The following is a 17,932-nucleotide window of genomic DNA, read 5'->3' on the forward strand; positions in this document are numbered from 1 at the left end:
ACATGAACAGTGACTTAGTTCGGCACGAGAGCGTACCGGCAAGGACCGTGCTCGCGACTCAATGAAACGCAGCCGCCGCGGCTGGTTTCGAAACCCGGATGTCGAGCGGATCGCCGCCGCTTTCCGGGGCGTGCCTGAGCGAGGGTGCGCTGTCCTGCCGCGACATCACGTGGCCTCGTGGCTTTGCTTGCTTGATCGTGAACGGGGGACTGCAACCGTGCCAGGCTTTCGCGGAGGCGCAGATCAGTCGTCGGCGCTGGGCTACTGTCACTGATAATCACAGCGGCGTTGGCGACCTCAGGTTCCAGCAGCTGCGATGGAGCCACAGCGATATCGTGTTCAGGGGGCATCGGGAGCAGTCCGAACCCGATGGTATCGATGATGACCGCTTCCGGTCCTCTCAGCTCTGTGTGGATGCGGATCGGCGGCAGCGCAGAATGCGAGTCCGTGAGCCGGCTCGGCAAAGGTGCGGGCAGCACCCAATCGGCGGCCAGCAGCAGCAGGAGCAGCGCTCCTCCAACCGACAGAAAATAGGCCCGCAACGGAAGCTCGGGTTCGACAAGACTGTTCGCGTGTCTCGACAGCGCAGATTTCCTGCTCACGGCAGCCGGCTCCTGGACATGGACTGATTTCGTCTCACCGTCAGATGCCCCAGGGGCGGGGATGCCGGCGCGCGAGTTCGGCATCGAGATAGCCGCGCTCGTCGATCCAGTCGGCCGGGCAATAGGCCATCGCCTTCGGGTCGATCAGGTGCCCGTCGCGTTCGAGGGCCGTTCGCGTGCCGGTGAGTCCGGTCCACACTGAAGCGCCGGTGGCCGGCTCCACGTGCATGATGTCGAACACTTCGATGAAGTTGAGCATGTCGAAATTCCAGGATGCTCAGGCGGCGGAGGGGGAAGGGTGCTCGACCCCTTCAAGCGCGATGCCTCTGCGGACGAGTTCCAATTCGATCATGTCGAACATGCATTCGACTGGCGCGAGCCAGACGTTGACCGAATAGATGATGCAACCGCGAGCGAGCAGCAGTGCCGCGGTCATGCGAAGCTCCGTGGGCTGGCCGCATGCCGTACCGGGGCGGGCTCGCGATCGGCGAGCGCGTGCACCCAGGCGAGCACCGAGATGGTGAGACCCACCAGCAGGCTCACGCCCACGAGCGACACGGCCACGATCAGATTGAGCGACGCGACGGCAATCCCCGGCCAGGGATTTTCCCGTACCAGCGCCAAGAACAGGCTTGACATCTTCGACCTCCTAAATAAACTACACCGTATATTTCAGATACAGCGCGGATCGCGGGATGTGTCAAGAGCTGAGACTCACAAGCCCGTGTTCGTCCTGGTTGGACGATGGGGGCTTCGGAATGAGGCCGGGATTCCCCCTTCGGACAGCAGTGCCTCAACTTGAGAAGGGATTCGATATGTTCAAGAACCGACTGGTGCTCGCAGTCCTGGTGTTCGTTGCGCTGGGCGCCGAGGCTGCTTTCGCGCAGGAGGACCGCGGCACAGCCGAGCAGAGGGCGGCATGCGCGCCTGACGCGTTTCGCCTGTGCGCCGGCTACATCCCCGACGCCACGAATGTGGAAGCCTGTCTCAGGCAAAAAAAGTCAGAGCTGAGCGAAGCTTGCGGAGCTGTCTTCGAGCACGCAGCGGCCGCTGCTTCGGTCAAGGCCGTGGGGTCGCACCGGTATCGTGGCACAAAAGATGAGGAATGATCGCATGAACACGATCTATTTTCCCGCTTTCGCCGCGTTCGGGGGCTCTGCCTTCGGAGCGATTTCCACGATCGTGACGGGATGGGTGACCCGTCGCCGCAGGGTCCGGGAGCGCCATCATGCCCACGCGGTCTCCAAGCGTGAAAAGCTGTATCGATGCTTCATCGAGGAGGCGTCCCGGCTTTATGCGGACGCGCTGACCAGCGACAAATCCGAGATCCCGGCATTGGTGAATTTGTATGCGCTGATCGGGCGCATGCGGATCCTGTCCAATGATGAGGTTGTCAATGCTGCGGAGCGGGCAGGGCGGCTGATCATCGAGACCTACCTTGCGCCGAACACATCGTTCGTCGACCTGCCGGGCTTCTTGGAGGAGATGGACCCGTTGCGCGAGTTCGGCGAGGCCTGCCGGCGTGAAATGCAGGCGTCCCCGTCACGTTGAGGCCGAACGTGCTCCAGGCACAGACTACCCGTCAGGTTGGATCGTCGTGCACCCACGAAAGAATTGTGCAGGCTGCCATTCGGCTGTACCGGGCCATCGGCTATCGGAAGACGACGGTTGCCGACGTCGCCCGCGGCGCGTCCATGTCCCCGGCAAACCTCTACCGGTTCTATCCTTCCCGCCAGGCGCTCGAAGAGGCAGTGGTGGCAGAATTGCTTGATGAGGTGTCGGCGGCAGCCGCAAGTGCACCTCGCCGTGGCGGCTCCGGCCTGGACCGCCTGAGCGCGACTCTCATCACGATCTCCCAGCGACATGAACACAGGCTGACACACGATCTCAGGCTGCACGAATTGGTGGTTGCCGCAGGACAGGCGAATTGGCCGATCGCCCTGTCCCACGCCGACGGGGTCCGCGGTCTCGTGCAGTCGATCATCGCGGCTGGGCAGGCGAGCGGCGAATTTCGAGCAGGGAGCCCGATGGTGCTCGCTTGCTGCCTGCTCGATGCGATGGATGCATACCTCAATCCGTCGCGCATCAAAGCGCATGCTCTTCGGCCGGCCTTCGGCGAGATGATGAGCTTTTGCGCCGAAGCGCTCAGCAACGCAGCGTCCGTTAACGCGGCGTCCTCTCAAGTGACCGGCATCCGGGTCGATTTGCTTTACAAGCCTGCCGGTCGAACCTAGCGCTCGACGGGTTGCCGGCTCACGGCGTCCAGTCCGCCTCACAGGCCGCAAGGAAAAAGCCGACCCGTTCGCGCACGAAAGACGGCAATTCCCGTCTCAGCTCCTTCGGTGTTTCTCCCACCAACGAACGAAACAGCATCGGCAACAGGATCAGATCCAGAAAGATCTGAGCGGTGGCAAGGCTTCGCTTCCCGGTGAAGGGACCTTTTGGAGAGCGCGCCAGCTTCTGCGTCGCTTCATTCAAGAGTTGGGAAACGGCGTTGACGGAGCGATCGCGCGCGGCATCGTGGACGTTGCGGCTCAATTCGGGGAAACGCTGCGCCTCGGCAATCGTGGCGCGAACCATGCCCAACGATTCTTCGATGACCTTCTCCACGACCGCGGTACCGAGACTTGAGAGCTTGTCCTGAAGGGTGCGGCCCTCAGGCTCGAAGCCTTCGAAATCCGTCAGCCCAGTGATGGTGCGGGCCACCACCGCCGCGAACAGTGCGTCCTTGCCGGGGAAATGAGCATAGATGGTCGGCTTGCTCGCCGGCGCCAGCTCGGAGATGTCATCGATGCTGGCGCTGCGGTAGCCCTTCTCGAGAAAGAGTTGCTGAGCTGCATCGAGGATTCGAGCCTGGACGTCACCGGCCAGGTCTTTCGTTGGTCTGCCCCGTTTCGGGCTGCTCTTTTTTGTCATCCGTCGGTCTCCCAATCACGAGTCTGTGCGCACGCAGATCGCACTTGACACGCCCGGCGGGAAAAGGCAAGAAAAAGAAAATATACGGTATAGTTTATTTATGCGTCGCTGGGTCGGCAAAGACCTGCGACGGCCTCCCGGATGGTCGAAGCCGCAAGGTGCGTTGGCCTCGCGATCGTCCGGTCCACATCAGGAGATCACAGTGACCATGTTGAGCCCGGACCCGTACCGCCCACAAGACGGCATCCTGCTGCGCGAATTGCATCACAGGGTCGATAAAGGGATCGCCTCGGCGATCGATCTGGTCGCGGCTGCGGCCATCCGGGCCGACGGGGCGGAAGCAAAGGCCGCTTTGAGCGATGTGGTCGAGCTGCTCCACGGACATGCGGAGTTGCATCGGGCGCTTGCAGTGCCACAGGGCGAAGCCCTCAATGACGCCGCGACATACATTCGCAGACTGGGCTGCGCCATGCGCCAGTCCTTGTTGGATCGAATGGGGATCCGGCTGGCATTCGCAACTGAGGCTCTCCCGCTTCAATCAGAGCGGTGCGGGCGGCTTGGCCTGATCGTCCACGATCTGATTGTAAACGCAGCGAAGCATGCGTATTTCGGCGCGCGCGCCGGCGAGATCAAAGTCAAGCTGACGCGCATCGGCTCGGTCGCCAACTGCGTCGTGCTGGATAACGGCTCGCGGCCGGGGCGGGCGGCCCCGGGCCGGGAGCTCCAGATCAGCAATGATCTTGCCAAGGGGCTCGGCGGACGGATCGAGCACGGCATAGCCGCCGAGTTCACGTCCGTCATTTTCTCATTTCACCTGAGCGAGCGGGAGCAGCAGGCGAGCTGGTCGATGGCGACGCGCCGCATGAGGTCGCCACGTCGGCTGAAGGCCAGGTCGTCCGTGGCGCCTGGCCCTAGTACCCGGAATCAGAGCTGAGTGATACGGCGGCCTTTGAAACGGCGTTGACGGACCTTTTTCTTGGTCCAGACGAAGGGCTCGGCTCTGTCGTTGTATGCGTTGACGTAGGCATCGATGTGTTCCTGAAGCTGCTTGAGGCTCGTGAAGGAGGTGCCGCTGAGCGACTGCCCCTGCAAGATGGAAAACCATACTTCGACCTGATTGAGCCATGACGCACTTGTCGGCGTGAAATGAAATTGCACGTTGGGGTGGGCCTTGAGCCAGTCCTCGTTCTTTTTATGGGTGTTGAGGTTGTCGAGGATGACGTGAAGCTTGCGGTTCGGAAAAGTCGCGGTGACGCTGTTCATGAAATCGAGAAACTCGACGCGGCGCCGGCGTTTTGAATGGGTCGCGATGATCTTTCCGGTGGCGACTTCGAGCGCCGCAAACAATGTTGTGGTGCCATGCCGCTTGTAATCGTGGCTTTGGCCGGTTAAGGCGCGGCCATTGGGCAACTTCAGATAACCCTGCGCTCGCTCCAAAGCCTGGATCGAGGGCTTCTCGTCCACGCACAGCACAATGGCCTTCGCCGGCGGCGCGACATAGAGGCCGACAACATCGGCGGCTTTGGCCGTAAAGTTCGGGTCGTTGCTCTCGCACCAGGACTTGCGAGCCACCAGGTCAATCTTGTGGCTGCGCAGGAACCGCCAGACATATTGGACATCGACATCGCCCAGCGCCTCGGCCAGCAGGGGGCCGGTCCAGCGCGCAAACCCTTGCGGTGGCGGCTTATCCAGCAGCTTCAGAATCCGCTTGTCGGTCGTCTTCGTATAGATCGGCTGCTTGCCAGGCCGCGGCTTGTCTTGCAGCCCTTCAAGGCCATGGTCGGCATAGCGATGCCGCCAAAGGCTGACAATCCGCGGCTGGACCCCAACTTCCTTGGCGATCGACCGGGTGCTGCGCCCATCCGCCGCCAACAGAACTATCCGCGCCCGCTTCAAATCGCGCTGCAACGTCACCGGTGAGCGACAGCACGCCTCAAGCACCTTGCGATCTTTCCTCGAAAGGTGGACTTCTCTTGCTTCGGGTATCATCCCGACCTTGAATCACGACTCACGTTCCAAGAAAAGTGGGTACTAGCTCCGGCCTCTCGGATCAGATCGAGCGTTCGGCCGCCATGCGAACGGATCCAAATCTATTGCGAGCGCATCCGAGCGAACCGGTCTCGCTCAGCGGGGCCTCGGACGTCTTGGGCGGACTGCTATCACCCTCTCCCCGAATGGCCGCGCTATGAAACCGCGCTATTTCAACCATTCCAAGATCGGTCTGAAACCTCTCGGCGCCTTGGCGCTCGCGCTTGTCGCCGGCCCGCTCGGCGGGTGCGATAATCACGCCGCCATGCCCCCCGCGCGCGCCGCGTTCGTGCGCACGGAAATCGTGCAGCCCAGGGATCGGCAATCCTTGATCACCTTGACCGGCGAGGTGCAGGCCCGCTTTCGGGCGGATCTCTCATTCCGCGTCAGCGGGCGTGTCCTCGCGCGTTATGCCGATGTCGGGACCCACGTGAAGGCCGGCGAAGTGCTGGCGCTTCTCGACCCGGCCGAACAGGAGGCCGATGTCGATGCCGCGACCGCCGCTGTTCTCGCCGCAGAATCGCAGCTGCGTGTGGCAAAGGCGACTTTCGATCGGCAGAAGGCGCTGATCGCAAGCGGCTTCACCACGCGCACGGCCTACGACCAGGCGCAGGAGGGATTGCGCACCGCGGAAGGCGCGCTCGAAGCGGCAACAGCGCAGCTTGGAACCTCAAAGGACGCCCTCGGCTATACCGCGCTGCGAGCCGGAGCGGACGGCGTCGTCACCGCGCGCAATCTGGAAACCGGTCAAGTCGTACAGGCTGCGCAACCCGTATTTTCGCTGGCGCAGGATGGGGAGCGAGACGCCGTCTTTGACGTTTATGAGTCCATTTTCCTCAGCAATGCCGATAGCCGCGACGTTTCGTTGGCGCTCGTCTCCGATGCGGGCGTGACCGCAGGCGGCCAAGTTCGGGAGGTTTCGCCGGCCGTCGACGCCAAGAGTTCGACCATTCGGGTCAAGGTTGCCATCGAGGATCCGCCTGCCGCAATGACGCTTGGAAGCCCCGTCGCGGGAACTGTGAAAGTAAAGGCCGAGCGGCAGATCGCATTGCCCTGGCGTGCATTGATGGCGGCCGATACCAGGCCCGCGGTCTGGACCGTCGATCCGGCGACGCGGACAGCCTCGCTGAAGCCGGTAACAGTGAGCGGCTACGAGGCCGGAGAAGTATTGATCAAAGCGGGCCTCGAGCCGGGCGAGCGCGTCGTCGTCGACGGCGGCAAGCTTTTGAGCGTGGGCCAGTCCGTGACTTATGAAGGAGACCGGTCATGACGAGCCGCGCAATGATCGTGGCGGGCCCACTTGCATGTGCGTTGGCACTTGCCGGATGTCAGCAGGAGACAAAGGCGCCCGAGCCCGTGCGGCCAGTCCAATCGGTGCTTCTCGAAGCGGACCGCGCAGACGATGCGGTGGCGGTGGGCGTCGTCGAGCCACGCTACAAGACAAATCTCGGTTTCCGCGTACTGGGACGCCTGACCACGCGACCTGTCTATGTCGGTGATCTCGTGAATGAAGGACAGACGGTGGGCGTCGTCGATCCCACGGCCCTTGAGCTCGCCGTTCGCGCCGCCAAAGGGCAGCTTGCCAAGGCCGAGGCGCAGTTCGCGACCGTGAGAGCGACGGAGGAACGGCAGCGAACGCTCATCACGACCGATGCGACCACCAAGCAGACGTTGGACAACGCCGAGCAGGCGCGTGCCGGCGCCGAAGCAACGGTGGCTCGCGAACAGGCAAATCTGACCAAGGCGATCGAGCAGCTCGGCTATTCGCAGATCAAGGCCGATTTCGCCGGTGTGGTCACCGCAGTGGGGGCTGAAGTCGGCCAGGTGGTATCTCCCGGCCAAAGCGTGGTGACGATCGCAAGACCCGATATTCGCGAAGCTGTCGTCGACATCGGACAGGACTTTCCGTTGCCGCTGGAGATCGGCCTGCCATTCACGGTCAGCCTGCAGCTCTTGCCCTCCGTTCAGGTGCAAGGGAGCGTTCGCGAGATCGCGCCGCAAGCCGATCCGGTGACGCGATTGAGGCGGGTCCGCATTGCGCTCAGTAATCCGCCCGAAGGATTCCGCCTCGGCGCGACTGTCACCGCGAAACTTGACAAGAGCCAAGGCGGGATATTGCGCCTGCCCAGCTCGGCGCTGCTCGCCAAGGACGGCGCAAATTTTGTCTGGATCGTCGATCAGCCCGCCAACACGGTCTCGCTGCACAGGATCGATGTGGCCGCAGACCAAACCGGCGCGCGCGTCACCGGCGGGCTCGCTCCCGGCACACGCGTCGTCACCGCGGGGATCCACAGCCTCAAGCAAGGACAGCAAGTCCGCATTGCACAGGATGAAATGCCATGAAACCGTTCAACCTTTCCGACTGGGCGCTCGGCCATCGTTCGCTCGTCTGGTATTTCATGATCGCCTTCATGGCCGCGGGCCTTTTTGCGTACCTTCAGCTGGGACGACAGGAAGATCCTGACTTCACCATCAAAACCATGGTGATCCAGGCGCAGTGGCCGGGCGCCTCGCCTGAAGAGATGACACGCCAGGTCACCGACCGGATCGAGAAGAAGCTGGAGGAGCTCGAATCGCTCGACTACACCAAGAGCGTGACGGTTGCGGGCCAGACCACCGTCTTCGTTTATCTGCGCGACACCACAAAGGCTGCCGACGTCAAGCCGACATGGGTTCGCGTCCGCAACATGATCGCGGATATCAAGGGCGACTTCCCGCAAGGAGTGATCGGGCCCGGCTTCAACGACCGCTTCGGCGATGTGTTCGGCAACATCTACGCGTTCACCAGCGACGGGCTGAGCCAACGACAGCTGCGCGATCAGGTCGAGGACATCCGAGCCAAGGTCCTGACCGTGCCCGATGTCGGCAAGGTCGACATCCTGGGCGCGCAGGACGAGGTCATTTATCTCGAATTCTCCACCCGCAAGATCGCAGCCCTCGGTCTCGACGTCCACTCCATCATGGCGTCTCTGCAGGGGCAGAACGCGGTCACGCCGTCCGGCGTGTTCCAGGAAGGGCCCGAGCGGATCAGTGTGCGAGTGAATGGCCAGTTCACGTCGGAGGCAAGCCTGAAGGCAGTCAATCTGCGCATCAACGATCGCTTCTTCCCGCTGACCGACGTCGCCACCATCACGCGCGGATATGCCGACCCTGCCAGGACCTTGTTCAGGTACAATGGCGAGCCGGCGATCGCGCTTGCCATCGGCATGAAGTCCGGCGCAAATCTGCTGCACTTCGGCGAGGCGCTGAAGGAGGAGATGTCGAAAATCACGGCCGACTTGCCGGTCGGGGTCGGCGTTCAACTCGTCGCCGATCAACCCATGGTGGTCGAGCATGCCGTGTCCGGCTTCACCGAGGCGCTGTTCGAGGCCGTGATCATCGTCCTCGGCATCAGCTTTCTCAGCCTGGGCATGCGCGCCGGACTCGTCGTCGCGATTGCGATTCCTCTGGTTCTCGCCATCACCTTCGTCGTGATGGCCTATGCCGGCATTTCGCTTCAGCGAATCTCGCTTGGCGCCTTGATCATCGCGCTCGGCCTCCTGGTCGATGACGCCATGATTGCGGTCGAAATGATGGTAGCGCGCCTCGAAGTCGGAGATCCCCTCGAAAAGGCGGCAACCCACGTCTATACCTCGACCGCCTTTCCCATGCTGACGGGCACGCTGGTGACCGTCGCCGGCTTTATTCCGATCGGGCTCAACAACAGCAATGCGGGTGAGTTTACCTTCACGCTGTTCGTTGTCATCGCGGTTTCCCTGATCGTCTCCTGGATCGTGGCGGTGCTGTTCACGCCGTTGCTCGGCGTCACCATCCTGCCCGCAAAAATAAAGGGCCATCATGAAGAGAAGGGGCGCGTAGCGCAGCTGTTCGCGCGTCTCTTGCTCTTCTGCATGCATTATCGCTGGATGACGGTCGGCGTCACGGTTGCGGCCTTTCTGCTGGCGCTGTTCGGCATGAACTTCGTGCAGCAGCAGTTCTTCCCGTCGTCCGATCGCGCCGAGCTGGTGATCGACTGGAACCTGCCGCAGAACGCGTCGATCGCCGACTCCAATGCGCAGATGGCGCGCTTCGAACGCGAACAGCTTCAGGGCAACCATTCGGTCGATCACTGGTCAACCTATGTCGGCACCGGCTCGCCGCGTTTCGTCCTGTCCTTCGACGTGCAGACCGCCAACACCTGGTTCGGCCAGATGGTGGTCGTGACCAAGGGCGGCATCAAGGCGCGCGACCAGGTCAAGACACAGTTCGAGGACTACCTGAAGAAGACGTTCCCCGGGACCGACACCTACGTCAAGCTGCTCGAAGTCGGGCCGCCGGTGGGTCGTCCCGTGCAGTATCGCTTGAGTGGGCCCGACATCGCGAAGGTGCGAGATCTCTCGCAAAAGCTTGCCGGTATCGTGCGAAGCAATCCCGATCTCGGCAATGTCGTGTTCGACTGGATGGAGCCGGCCCGCGTCGTCAAGGTCGACGTTCTCCAGGACAAGGCGCGCCAGCTCGGCGTGACCTCGGAGGACATTGCTACGACCTTGAACTCCGTGCTCGAGGGCACGCCGATCACGCAGGTGCGCGACAGCATCTATCTCGTCAATGTCACCGGACGTGCAACCGCGCCGGAACGTGCTTCCATCAACACGCTGCGCGATTTGCAGTTGACGGGGCTCGGCGGTCAATCCGTGCCGCTCGGAGCCGTCGCCAATCTGCGGTACGAGCTCGAGCAGCCGACGATCTGGCGGCGCGCACGGATCCCCACCATCACGTTGAAGGCCGGCATCGTCGGCAACGTGCAGCCCAAGACGATCGTGGACCAGCTCGCGCCGAAGGTGGCGGAGTTCAGCAAAGCGCTACCGGCCGGCTATTCGGTGATGATCGGCGGCTCCGTGGAGGAGAGCGCCAAGAGCCAGGCGCCGATCATGGCCGTCGTTCCGCTCATGCTCTTCGTCATGGCCACGGTGCTGATGATCCAGTTGCAGAGCTTCCATCGCTTGTTTCTGGTGTTCGCCGTTGCGCCGCTCGCCGTCATCGGCGTGGTCATGGCGCTACTGCCGAGCGGTGCCCCGCTTGGCTTCGTGGCCATCCTCGGCGTGCTCGCCCTGATCGGCATCCTGGTGCGCAACTCCGTGATCCTGATCGTCCAGATCGAGGATTTGAGGAAGGAGGGGCGCGCGGCCTGGGATGCCGTTGTGGAAGCGACCGAGCATCGCATGCGACCGATCCTGCTGACCGCGGCCGCGGCAAGTCTCGCGCTGATTCCGATCGCGCGCGAGATCTTCTGGGGCCCGATGGCTTACGCGATGATGGGCGGCATCATTGTCGGCACGCTGCTGACGCTGCTGTTCCTGCCTGCGCTGTATGTGGCCTGGTTCCGCATTCACCCTGATCACAGCGATCACTCGTCCACGCATGAGCCCGCGGTGCCTTCTCACGATGATGCGCCTGCGTCGGAGCGGATATCCGTACTCAAACCCGAGCCCGTTCTCGAAACGCAGTTTTGACAAGAGGAAAGACCATGTCCCGCAAGACACTCCTGATACTGTCCCTCACTGCGACGCTCGCAGCCGTGACGCTGTCGCCACATGCAGCCTTCGCGCAGTTTCCTCCGCCGCCCCCCATGGCCGGGCCTCCGCCGATTGCGGCCGGCGGGCCGCCTCCGCTGGCAGCCGGAGGTCCTCCGGCTTTCGCAGCTCGTCCTCCGATAGGGCCTGGCGGTGCCCCCCGTGCCGGCCTTGGCGGCCCGGCGCCTCGTCTCGGTACTGGACCTGCACCGCGCGGTGATCTCGCGGCGGCTGGGCGTGTCGGCGCCGCTGGTCGGGGCGGACCGACGGTGGAGAGTGCGGTTCGCGGCACATCGGTCACTTACAACCGCTTCGGAGACCACGGCCGCTACGGCGGATATCAATACGGCCATCGCGCCGCCTATGTTGCAGGCGCCTATGCTGCCGGAGCCTCTGCCGGCTACACCTATGGCCGTTCGCGCGATGACTATTCCTCGGACAGTGACTGCCACTACGTCTACGGGCGATACCGGCGCGTGATGGTGTGCAATTAGCGCATCGCGATTGTGCTCAGACGCGACTTCATCCTGCGAGGCGCGTGAGTCACTTGTCCCCTTTAAGCAACTCAACATTGGCCTCCGCCTTCCGGAGTTTCGCCGCGCCGGTAAGGTTGCGATCGTGCGACGAAACCATTCTCGGTCGGATAAGCCCGGTGCTGCGACCAGTAAGTCAGAGCAGGCGAACAACGGGATCGGAGTTCGAGGCGCTCCGCGGCTGCTTTGCGTATGATTTCACGCTAGCCTACGATCTTGTGCGATGTTTGTACGGATCGCGCTTGGCGCTGATTGCGTTCTATGCGCGAGGCTTGAGAAGGGCAGGTATTGGAGCAAGCCGTCCGCTAAACAACAGCGCAAGTCAGCCTGGGGTGTGATGCGGAAGCGTCAGCAGCGAGTTGGTCGCCTGACCACTGAGGATCGAGCGGTGTCTTGAGCGGAAGGGCATGCTTCACGATGGGGGATTTCAGCACGATATAGCTGAAATATTTCTCGATGCCGACGTTGCGTTCAAGTAGGTTTTCCATTCGCTCTTGATAGTGGTTGATGTTGCGGCACACCAAGCACAGCAAATAGTCGTAACCGCCGCTGATAAGATGGCATTCCATCAGCTCGTCGACGTTGCGCATACAGGACTCTTGACGAAATCTTCCTTGCGGTGACGACTAAGGTGATTTCGGTGAAGACCGTTATGCTCTCGGTCAGCTTCGCAGGGTTGATCTGCGCACCATAGCCCCTTATGTACCCGGTCGCTTCCAGCCGCTTGACACGTTGCAGGCACGGGCTCGCCGAAAGGCCGACTGCCTCGGCCAGATTGGCGTTGGTCATCCTGCCGTCCTTCTGCAGCTGGACGAGGATGTTCAAGTCGATTCGATCGAGCTTCGGGATGCCGTTCAATCGTCTTGAACTCTTAATCAGCGGGTCCCAGGTTCGAGCCCTGGTGCGTCCACCACCTTTAAAAGATTGGCCCGCAAGAGCCTTTTTAAGCTCTTCGACAGAACAATGCACGTCTCGTGCGACGTTCTTTGTATGGGGTGGACACGGCCAGATTGCCGTTCGGCTTTTTCCTGGTCTCTATATCGTCACCCATTCGATAAAGCGCACAGATCCGATGGGATAAGTCGATTACGTGCTTGTCGTAGCGCTCGTACGGATTGTCTCAGCCGCGAAAAGGGCGGCGAACCTTCTGAAAGTCAGGTGGATGCCACAAGCGGGGCGTTGCGGGACAGCTGGCCCGAAGAGGGGGCGTGGGGCGGCGCAGCGATCGCTGGCGGAGCCGCAAAGATCCGTCGTGCACGCACGATCTAGCTCTTCCGCGTCAGCCGCGCTTTCGCTGAGAGGGTGGCTTGAACTCCACGACCTCGTGCTGGCCGCACGGATTAGGTGGCTCATTTTTCTTCACGATTAGCTCAAGCTCGAGAGCCTCGAAGGCGAGCTCATCCGCCAAGCGCTTAAACAGCTCGCGCTTTTCCATGTCCGTCGCCTGCTGACTCATCAGCGTAAACTCTCTGGCGTCAGCGCGGACCTTTTCCAAACGTCGTCGGAGGTCCTTCATGTGTGCCGGCTTAGCTTTTAAACTTATCCTCGGCCCGAACAATCAGTTTGCTTGTTCGGATCCACCGGGAGTCAACTGCCGAAACTCGAATTTGGTTCTATGCGGACCGCCAAATTCGCCGCTCATCGTGCTGCGAAATTTGGTCATGCTCCATGACCCGGCCCCTGTTCAGGGATTGCGGGCTGAGGACGGCCGTCCTGGCTGATGAGCCATCCCTGTCCGGCTCTCGCCGGATGATGCATAGAATTAGCATACCTGAAGGGCCATGAATGTTCGAAAGCGCACAGACGCGAGTGTTGCGCCCGACTAGGCTGTGAGCCATCCTGGACGCTTGCGAAGCGCTCAGGACCCAACGGCCTTGGGGCACGCCAAATGTGCCGGCTGCGCTGAAGCGGCTCCGTCCGCGAACGCAGTGTTGCCGGCTGCGCGCCGGGTTATGAGGCAGGAGTAAGCTCGGCGATTTTAGATCAACGATGGTCGTTCTCGTGCGTACTTTCCTTCTCATTGTGGGAATATGGCTACTGGTGAACGTTCTGTTCGTTGTAGTTGTCCTGCCCTCGCGCAGACGGGCACCTACTCGGCGAGCAGGAACCCCATCTCCGGTGACGATCAACACGACGGCCGGCCGCTCGGTCGATCACGACCCACCACTCCTGCGGCGCGGAATGACGCCGGTTGCAATCAGAGTTTTTTTCGTCGCCCTCCTCCTTCCAGTCCTTCGAGCGTGGAATGCGGCTAGGCGGCACTTCAGAGGGCGCCCCGACTAGACGCGGACCATCGCGCGCTTGAGATTCTCGTCGATGTCTTCACTGCGCCGCGGGCCCCCCCGAGCGATTCAGCTAGACCATCAGACAGATCGCAAGTGCGCTCGCTATGGCCATGCCTCCAAGCATGATTATGACCCCGCGTTCAAACTATGATGTGAAGAGCTCAGAGCCCCAGGAGGTAGCAACTGGCGCCGTCTCAAATGCCGCAATCGGCGCTCAATTTGTCTGCCGCTTTTGAGCTGAAGCCCCATCGATCAGGAAATCGTCCAAATCTCGGCCGCTTCGAAGCTGCGGACGCAGCCATCGCGGCTGCCTGCCGCGACCCGACCATGTCTCCGCTGGGTTCTTCGGATTGCGATATTTGGGACGGACAGGCGGGTATGGACGGCGGCGCTTACGATTGAGCCGTGTGGCCTCGTTGGCCAGTCCAATCCTGTGGAGCCTTTCCTCCAAATGTGCTTTTTGCACCAACATTTTCTGAGCGAGTTGGGCGGCGACCTCTTGGTGAAGTATCCAGAGCTCGTCAATGGAGAGCGAATTAAAATGCGCGGTGTTCATGGCTCCATCCGAATCTTGGGCAGAAGGCCCAGGCAGACAAGTCGGGAATCCGGGAGCAGACAAGCCGTCAGTTAAATATTGATCCTGCAATCCACATTTAAATGTGAGAGGTGGCAGGGAGAAAGGCGCGACAGTGGTAATATCGTGGCGAAGTATTTAATTCGCTGCGAGAGGTAGCCACGTCTCGTGACATCCACAGACTCATTCCTCGGCGAGTTGCGCTTTCGTGTTTCGACGAGCGCAACGATGGCGATCGACCGGCGGCCGCGGCGCAGATCGTGGGCGGGAGCGAGGGCCGGCGCAACTCAGATGGATCGATGAATCGATCGCGCTGCCTCGTGTTGCACCCCTGGAGTGCTGGGCCGGCACATTAATTAGGTGGTCAAGAGGACAATTAATTCATCGCGCCGCCCGATTTAAGCCGTATGGGAGCCGTTGTCGCCGCTAAGGCTCAAGCGGGGGTAGGGCGCACCCGGGAGTTTTCGATGTCCGGTCAATTGCGATTGTATTTCGCCAGTTTGGTCCTTGTCGGAGGTTTTTCGGCGGCGCCCGCGTCCTCCAATCCTGTTGCCGACTTCTTCAATACTGCTACGTCCCAACCCACGGTAACCTCTCCGCCGCAAGCCGAATGCGTGCCGCGTCCCGGTACCTCGACCAGTGGCGGACAGCATTGGGTCTACCGAACGGACGGTCGCCGCAAATGCTGGTTCCTGGTCGAGGGCATCGCGACGGTGAAGAAGCCCATTCGGGCTCGCGTGGCCAAAGACCGCAGCGCCAGTTTGGACGGAAACGGGACCACGCAGGCCAGGCGGAGCGCGGTCGTTGATGCGCGCGCGGAGTTGCTGCGCTCCGCGCCGCCCGAGCGATCTCGGACGACTGTACCCGAAATGCAGGTAGCAGATGCCGCTCCCGATCTCGGCACGGGCTCTACCCTGATGTCGGCGGCCCCCATCGTAGATATTCCCAGCAACCAGCTCACGCCCGAACACTCCGTGCCGGGCCAAGTCGACGCTGGGCAGCTTCTCGCCGCCGCGCCCGCCAACCCACCTCAGGATATGCCGCTGGGCGCGCGCATTGCAGAGGCGCACGACGAAGCGCGCAGCTGGACGGCCTGGTTCGGTGTGCTGCTGATGACGCTTGGTGGCCTCTCGCTCTTGAGCTCGAGCCGCACGCTTCGGCACGCAGTGAGATTACGCCACTGAGGTAGCGACATATAAGGTGCTGCCGCCGCGCGGCCGAGGGATTGAACGAGCAGGCACGGCCGAACTGCTACACGTACAAAGGTTCGGTGCGTCGCACTTGGTTTGGCACTGCCTCAGACGGACAATCGGGTACGATGGTGGTCACCCTTTTGGATCGGACTGCATCATGCGGTACAAGGTGTTCGTGGTGGACGGCAGCCGGCAAGTGATCTGCGCTGCAAAGCTCGACTGCATTGACGAGCAGGCGGCGAGACGACGAGCCGAGCAAATGCATGACGAGCACGACGTTGAGCTTTGGGAAGGCGATCGACTCGTTGCAGTGTTCCGAAGTGCAACGTCGAATGAAAGTCGGAGCTAAGGCGCGATCCTGAACAGGTGGCCGGTCTCGCCGCCGAGTTTAGTTCACACCCCGGCCTGGCTGGTTGGCGAGATGTCGCAGCGACGTCATCGCGGAGGCTCGCTACTGTGGGGATGAAGGCGCCCAGTCCCCTCTCAAAGTAGTGGCAGATGCGAGGAGCGCGGGCATCCGTGCATCGAACCGCGCGAGTGAGCCAACGCCGGTCAACCTTCGGACCCGGCGGGTCTCTAAACGGCTCTTGCTCTGCCGCTCGCTTTGGTACGCCGTCTTCTGCCGATTGTTTTTGCCTCTACATGTCGGAGCTTACTTCGAAGCTTCTCCACCTCTCTAAGCTCCTCCAGAAGCGCCTGGTGCCGTTCGCTCAGAACAGCACTAGAAAAGATCTGACGCGTACTCGACATCACATGCCTCAGAAAATGACTTGAAGTAAGAAGTCGACGAAAAGCGAAAGACAAAGAACGCTCGACCGAAGCTCAATGAGCTAAGGCCGCAGCCGCCAGATGTTCCCAATACTCTGCCTCTGCAAGCAGTTTCCAGCTTCTCTCAGGTTGGAGTGCGGCAGTCTGTCGGCAAAGTAACGCCATTGCGCGAAAGCGGCGGGCAGCTTCCATTTCAACCTCCCTGTTTTCTTTTCCCCAACATATTTTTCAATTTTGCGATGGAGTCATCATGATTATACACAATAATCAAATATATCATTTAATGGCGGTCGATTTGGCCGCGTTCGCGCGTCAACCGGGAACTGGTTTCGGTTTTAGCTTCACATGGATTTCGAACGCGGCTTGCCGAGGCCCTGTTGCGCGTTAAAGCGAACGAGAGACGTGCGGGACAGCAACAGGAGATGCGAAGCTTCGTGCGAGAGCATCGAGGATTCTTCTCGCCGCACCCCAGGACACATGCGCCGGCTACCGAGCCATAACCCAGCCATTGGATAGCATCAGCGCTCTGGCTACGCGTCTCGCTCTTAGAGCGCACCACCATCGGATCCCCCGCGATGGTCTCACGCTCTGGAACGTACGCCCGGGCGACAAGGACGGCTACATTGACCCGATGGGATGACCAGCAACACATTGAAGGCCACGTCCGCCGCTTCACGGTGGGCCTGGATCGTCGGATGCGCAAATTAATAAGCACAGGTTGGTGCAAAGTATTGCGAGACTGCTGCTTTCATGCCTCGTCTTCGTGAATGGGGCTGAGTTTCGGCTCCAATTGCTCCCTGCGAGTTGCCGATCTGCGCGAGGCAAAGATCATCTCGCGAACCGAGTGCATCCGGGAGGCAAGCCGTAAAATTCCGGTGTCGCCTCGCAAGGAGGGACGCAAGAGCCTCTTTGTTATTGATTTCGATGTATTAATTATTAAATCGATCGCGTAAATAAATAAATGGACTGATGCTTTAATTTAAAATAGGCTTATTTAATTAGGGGCGGGCGGCCGTGGCGCTTCTCGATCACGGTCGTCGCTTCTGGAGCCGCGAATATTGCAAGATCAAATAATTGCCAAAACGTGGGCGGCTAAGCACCGGCCACGTTGGGCAGGGGGATACCGCTCTAGATCTTTTCGAGTAACTTGGCAGCAGTCTGATGGACTGTCGCTGGCTGGCGGACCTATCGCCGTCCGAGCGAGCGCTACCAATTGCGTGAATTGATTTGCGGCGACGCTCTCTGCTCTGCATTGGCAGACGAGGGTTGCGAATGACGTGCACGCATTTTGTAGCAATGTTCGGCTGGGCTCGGGCAAGTTCGAATTCTTCGTCAATTTGCGATCTTCCGATCCAACCAAGTTTGCGGTTTGCGAACATGGCGGCTGTCAGGCGCGCGACCGTGCGCACGACATCCGATCGCGAGCCCGGATCGACTCCAGCCCCAAACAGGCTTGAGCGGCACGTGTTCTGTTTACACCT

18 protein-coding genes and 1 pseudogene are annotated in these 17,932 nt (G+C 61.1%); 10 read left to right on the top strand and 9 right to left on the bottom strand.

Annotated elements, in window-relative coordinates:
- Window positions 1-14: 14 nt before the first annotated feature.
- Genes CIT37_RS12015 through CIT37_RS12030 form a run of 4 tightly spaced genes read right to left on the bottom strand, consistent with a single transcriptional unit; the run spans window position 15 to window position 1,241 of the window.
- Window positions 15-602, bottom strand: coding sequence for a hypothetical protein (locus CIT37_RS12015; RefSeq protein WP_152036329.1), 588 nt, complete (start codon window positions 600-602; stop codon window positions 15-17).
- Window positions 603-642: 40 nt separating this feature from the next.
- Window positions 643-861 (bottom strand): hypothetical protein, encoded by a 219-nt coding sequence (locus tag CIT37_RS12020; protein ID WP_038951218.1) that lies wholly within the window; start codon window positions 859-861, stop codon window positions 643-645.
- A gap of 18 nt (window positions 862-879) precedes the next feature.
- Window positions 880-1,038 carry a hypothetical protein gene (locus tag CIT37_RS12025; RefSeq protein WP_167456562.1) on the bottom strand — a complete coding sequence of 53 codons (159 nt, stop codon included), beginning with the start codon at window positions 1,036-1,038 and terminating at the stop codon, window positions 880-882.
- Window positions 1,035-1,241, bottom strand: a complete 207-nt coding sequence (locus CIT37_RS12030; RefSeq protein WP_038973599.1) for a hypothetical protein — start codon at window positions 1,239-1,241, stop codon at window positions 1,035-1,037. Before CIT37_RS12030 ends, CIT37_RS12025 begins: the two co-directional genes overlap by 4 nt.
- Before the next feature lie 176 nt (window positions 1,242-1,417).
- On the opposite strand from CIT37_RS12030, the gene CIT37_RS12035 reads away from it, so the two are divergent.
- The 3 genes from CIT37_RS12035 (at window position 1,418) to CIT37_RS12045 (ending at window position 2,836) form a co-directional block, all read left to right on the top strand.
- On the top strand, window positions 1,418-1,711 hold the full coding sequence (locus CIT37_RS12035; RefSeq protein ID WP_095425548.1) for a hypothetical protein: 294 nt from the start codon (window positions 1,418-1,420) through the stop codon (window positions 1,709-1,711).
- A gap of 4 nt (window positions 1,712-1,715) precedes the next feature.
- Window positions 1,716-2,153: a hypothetical protein gene (locus CIT37_RS12040; protein WP_244611228.1), complete on the top strand. Its 438-nt coding sequence runs from the start codon at window positions 1,716-1,718 to the stop codon at window positions 2,151-2,153.
- Between the two features lie 65 nt (window positions 2,154-2,218).
- Entirely contained in the window at window positions 2,219-2,836 is a 618-nt protein-coding gene (locus CIT37_RS12045) for a TetR/AcrR family transcriptional regulator (protein WP_240536551.1), read from the top strand.
- A 19-nt stretch (window positions 2,837-2,855) separates the two neighbouring features.
- On the opposite strand, the gene CIT37_RS12050 is transcribed toward CIT37_RS12045, so the two are convergent.
- The gene (locus CIT37_RS12050; RefSeq protein ID WP_038951224.1) at window positions 2,856-3,518 is read right to left on the bottom strand and encodes a TetR/AcrR family transcriptional regulator; all 663 of its coding nucleotides are present in this window, start codon (window positions 3,516-3,518) and stop codon (window positions 2,856-2,858) included.
- Window positions 3,519-3,726: 208 nt separating this feature from the next.
- On the opposite strand from CIT37_RS12050, the gene CIT37_RS12055 reads away from it, so the two are divergent.
- Window positions 3,727-4,452 (top strand): sensor histidine kinase family protein, encoded by a 726-nt coding sequence (locus CIT37_RS12055; RefSeq protein ID WP_244611398.1) that lies wholly within the window; start codon window positions 3,727-3,729, stop codon window positions 4,450-4,452.
- Here the strand turns inward: CIT37_RS12055 and CIT37_RS12060 are convergent.
- A complete protein-coding gene (locus tag CIT37_RS12060; protein ID WP_011084514.1) occupies window positions 4,443-5,507 on the bottom strand; it encodes an IS630-like element ISRj1 family transposase in 1,065 nt (354 codons plus the stop codon). The two genes, CIT37_RS12055 and CIT37_RS12060, sit on opposite strands and share 10 nt — an antisense overlap.
- A 196-nt stretch (window positions 5,508-5,703) precedes the next feature.
- Between CIT37_RS12060 and CIT37_RS12065 the strand changes: the two genes are divergently transcribed.
- From CIT37_RS12065 to CIT37_RS12080, 4 genes are all read left to right on the top strand, one after another.
- Window positions 5,704-6,816 (top strand): efflux RND transporter periplasmic adaptor subunit, encoded by a 1,113-nt coding sequence (locus CIT37_RS12065; RefSeq protein ID WP_095424429.1) that lies wholly within the window; start codon window positions 5,704-5,706, stop codon window positions 6,814-6,816.
- On the top strand, window positions 6,813-7,889 hold the full coding sequence (locus CIT37_RS12070) for an efflux RND transporter periplasmic adaptor subunit (protein WP_095424428.1): 1,077 nt from the start codon (window positions 6,813-6,815) through the stop codon (window positions 7,887-7,889). The genes CIT37_RS12065 and CIT37_RS12070 overlap by 4 nt, the downstream gene beginning before the upstream one ends.
- A complete protein-coding gene (locus CIT37_RS12075) occupies window positions 7,886-11,038 on the top strand; it encodes an efflux RND transporter permease subunit (protein ID WP_095424427.1) in 3,153 nt (1,050 codons plus the stop codon). The genes CIT37_RS12070 and CIT37_RS12075 overlap by 4 nt, the downstream gene beginning before the upstream one ends.
- A 329-nt stretch (window positions 11,039-11,367) precedes the next feature.
- The gene (locus CIT37_RS12080; RefSeq protein WP_193374900.1) at window positions 11,368-11,592 is read left to right on the top strand and encodes a hypothetical protein; all 225 of its coding nucleotides are present in this window, start codon (window positions 11,368-11,370) and stop codon (window positions 11,590-11,592) included.
- 428 nt (window positions 11,593-12,020) lie between these two features.
- On the opposite strand, the pseudogene CIT37_RS12085 reads toward CIT37_RS12080, so the two are convergent.
- From CIT37_RS12085 to CIT37_RS12095, 3 genes and pseudogenes are all read right to left on the bottom strand, one after another.
- A pseudogene (locus CIT37_RS12085) lies at window positions 12,021-12,420 on the bottom strand (Lrp/AsnC family transcriptional regulator); the annotation flags it as partial.
- Between the two features lie 490 nt (window positions 12,421-12,910).
- Complete coding sequence (locus CIT37_RS12090; RefSeq protein WP_038951231.1) at window positions 12,911-13,147, bottom strand: hypothetical protein; 237 nt, start codon at window positions 13,145-13,147, stop codon at window positions 12,911-12,913.
- Between the two features lie 983 nt (window positions 13,148-14,130).
- Window positions 14,131-14,472: an H-NS histone family protein gene (locus CIT37_RS12095; RefSeq protein ID WP_081494417.1), complete on the bottom strand. Its 342-nt coding sequence runs from the start codon at window positions 14,470-14,472 to the stop codon at window positions 14,131-14,133.
- A 485-nt stretch (window positions 14,473-14,957) separates the two neighbouring features.
- Between CIT37_RS12095 and CIT37_RS12100 the strand changes: the two genes are divergently transcribed.
- Together CIT37_RS12100 and CIT37_RS12105 are read left to right on the top strand one after the other, a co-directional pair.
- Window positions 14,958-15,674 carry a hypothetical protein gene (locus tag CIT37_RS12100; protein WP_038973609.1) on the top strand — a complete coding sequence of 239 codons (717 nt, stop codon included), beginning with the start codon at window positions 14,958-14,960 and terminating at the stop codon, window positions 15,672-15,674.
- Between the two features lie 166 nt (window positions 15,675-15,840).
- A complete protein-coding gene (locus tag CIT37_RS12105; RefSeq protein WP_028144438.1) occupies window positions 15,841-16,032 on the top strand; it encodes a hypothetical protein in 192 nt (63 codons plus the stop codon).
- The last annotated feature ends 1,900 nt before the right edge of the window (window positions 16,033-17,932 follow it).

The organism is Bradyrhizobium ottawaense (assembly GCF_002278135.3).
GTDB classification, from domain to species: domain Bacteria; phylum Pseudomonadota; class Alphaproteobacteria; order Rhizobiales; family Xanthobacteraceae; genus Bradyrhizobium; species Bradyrhizobium ottawaense.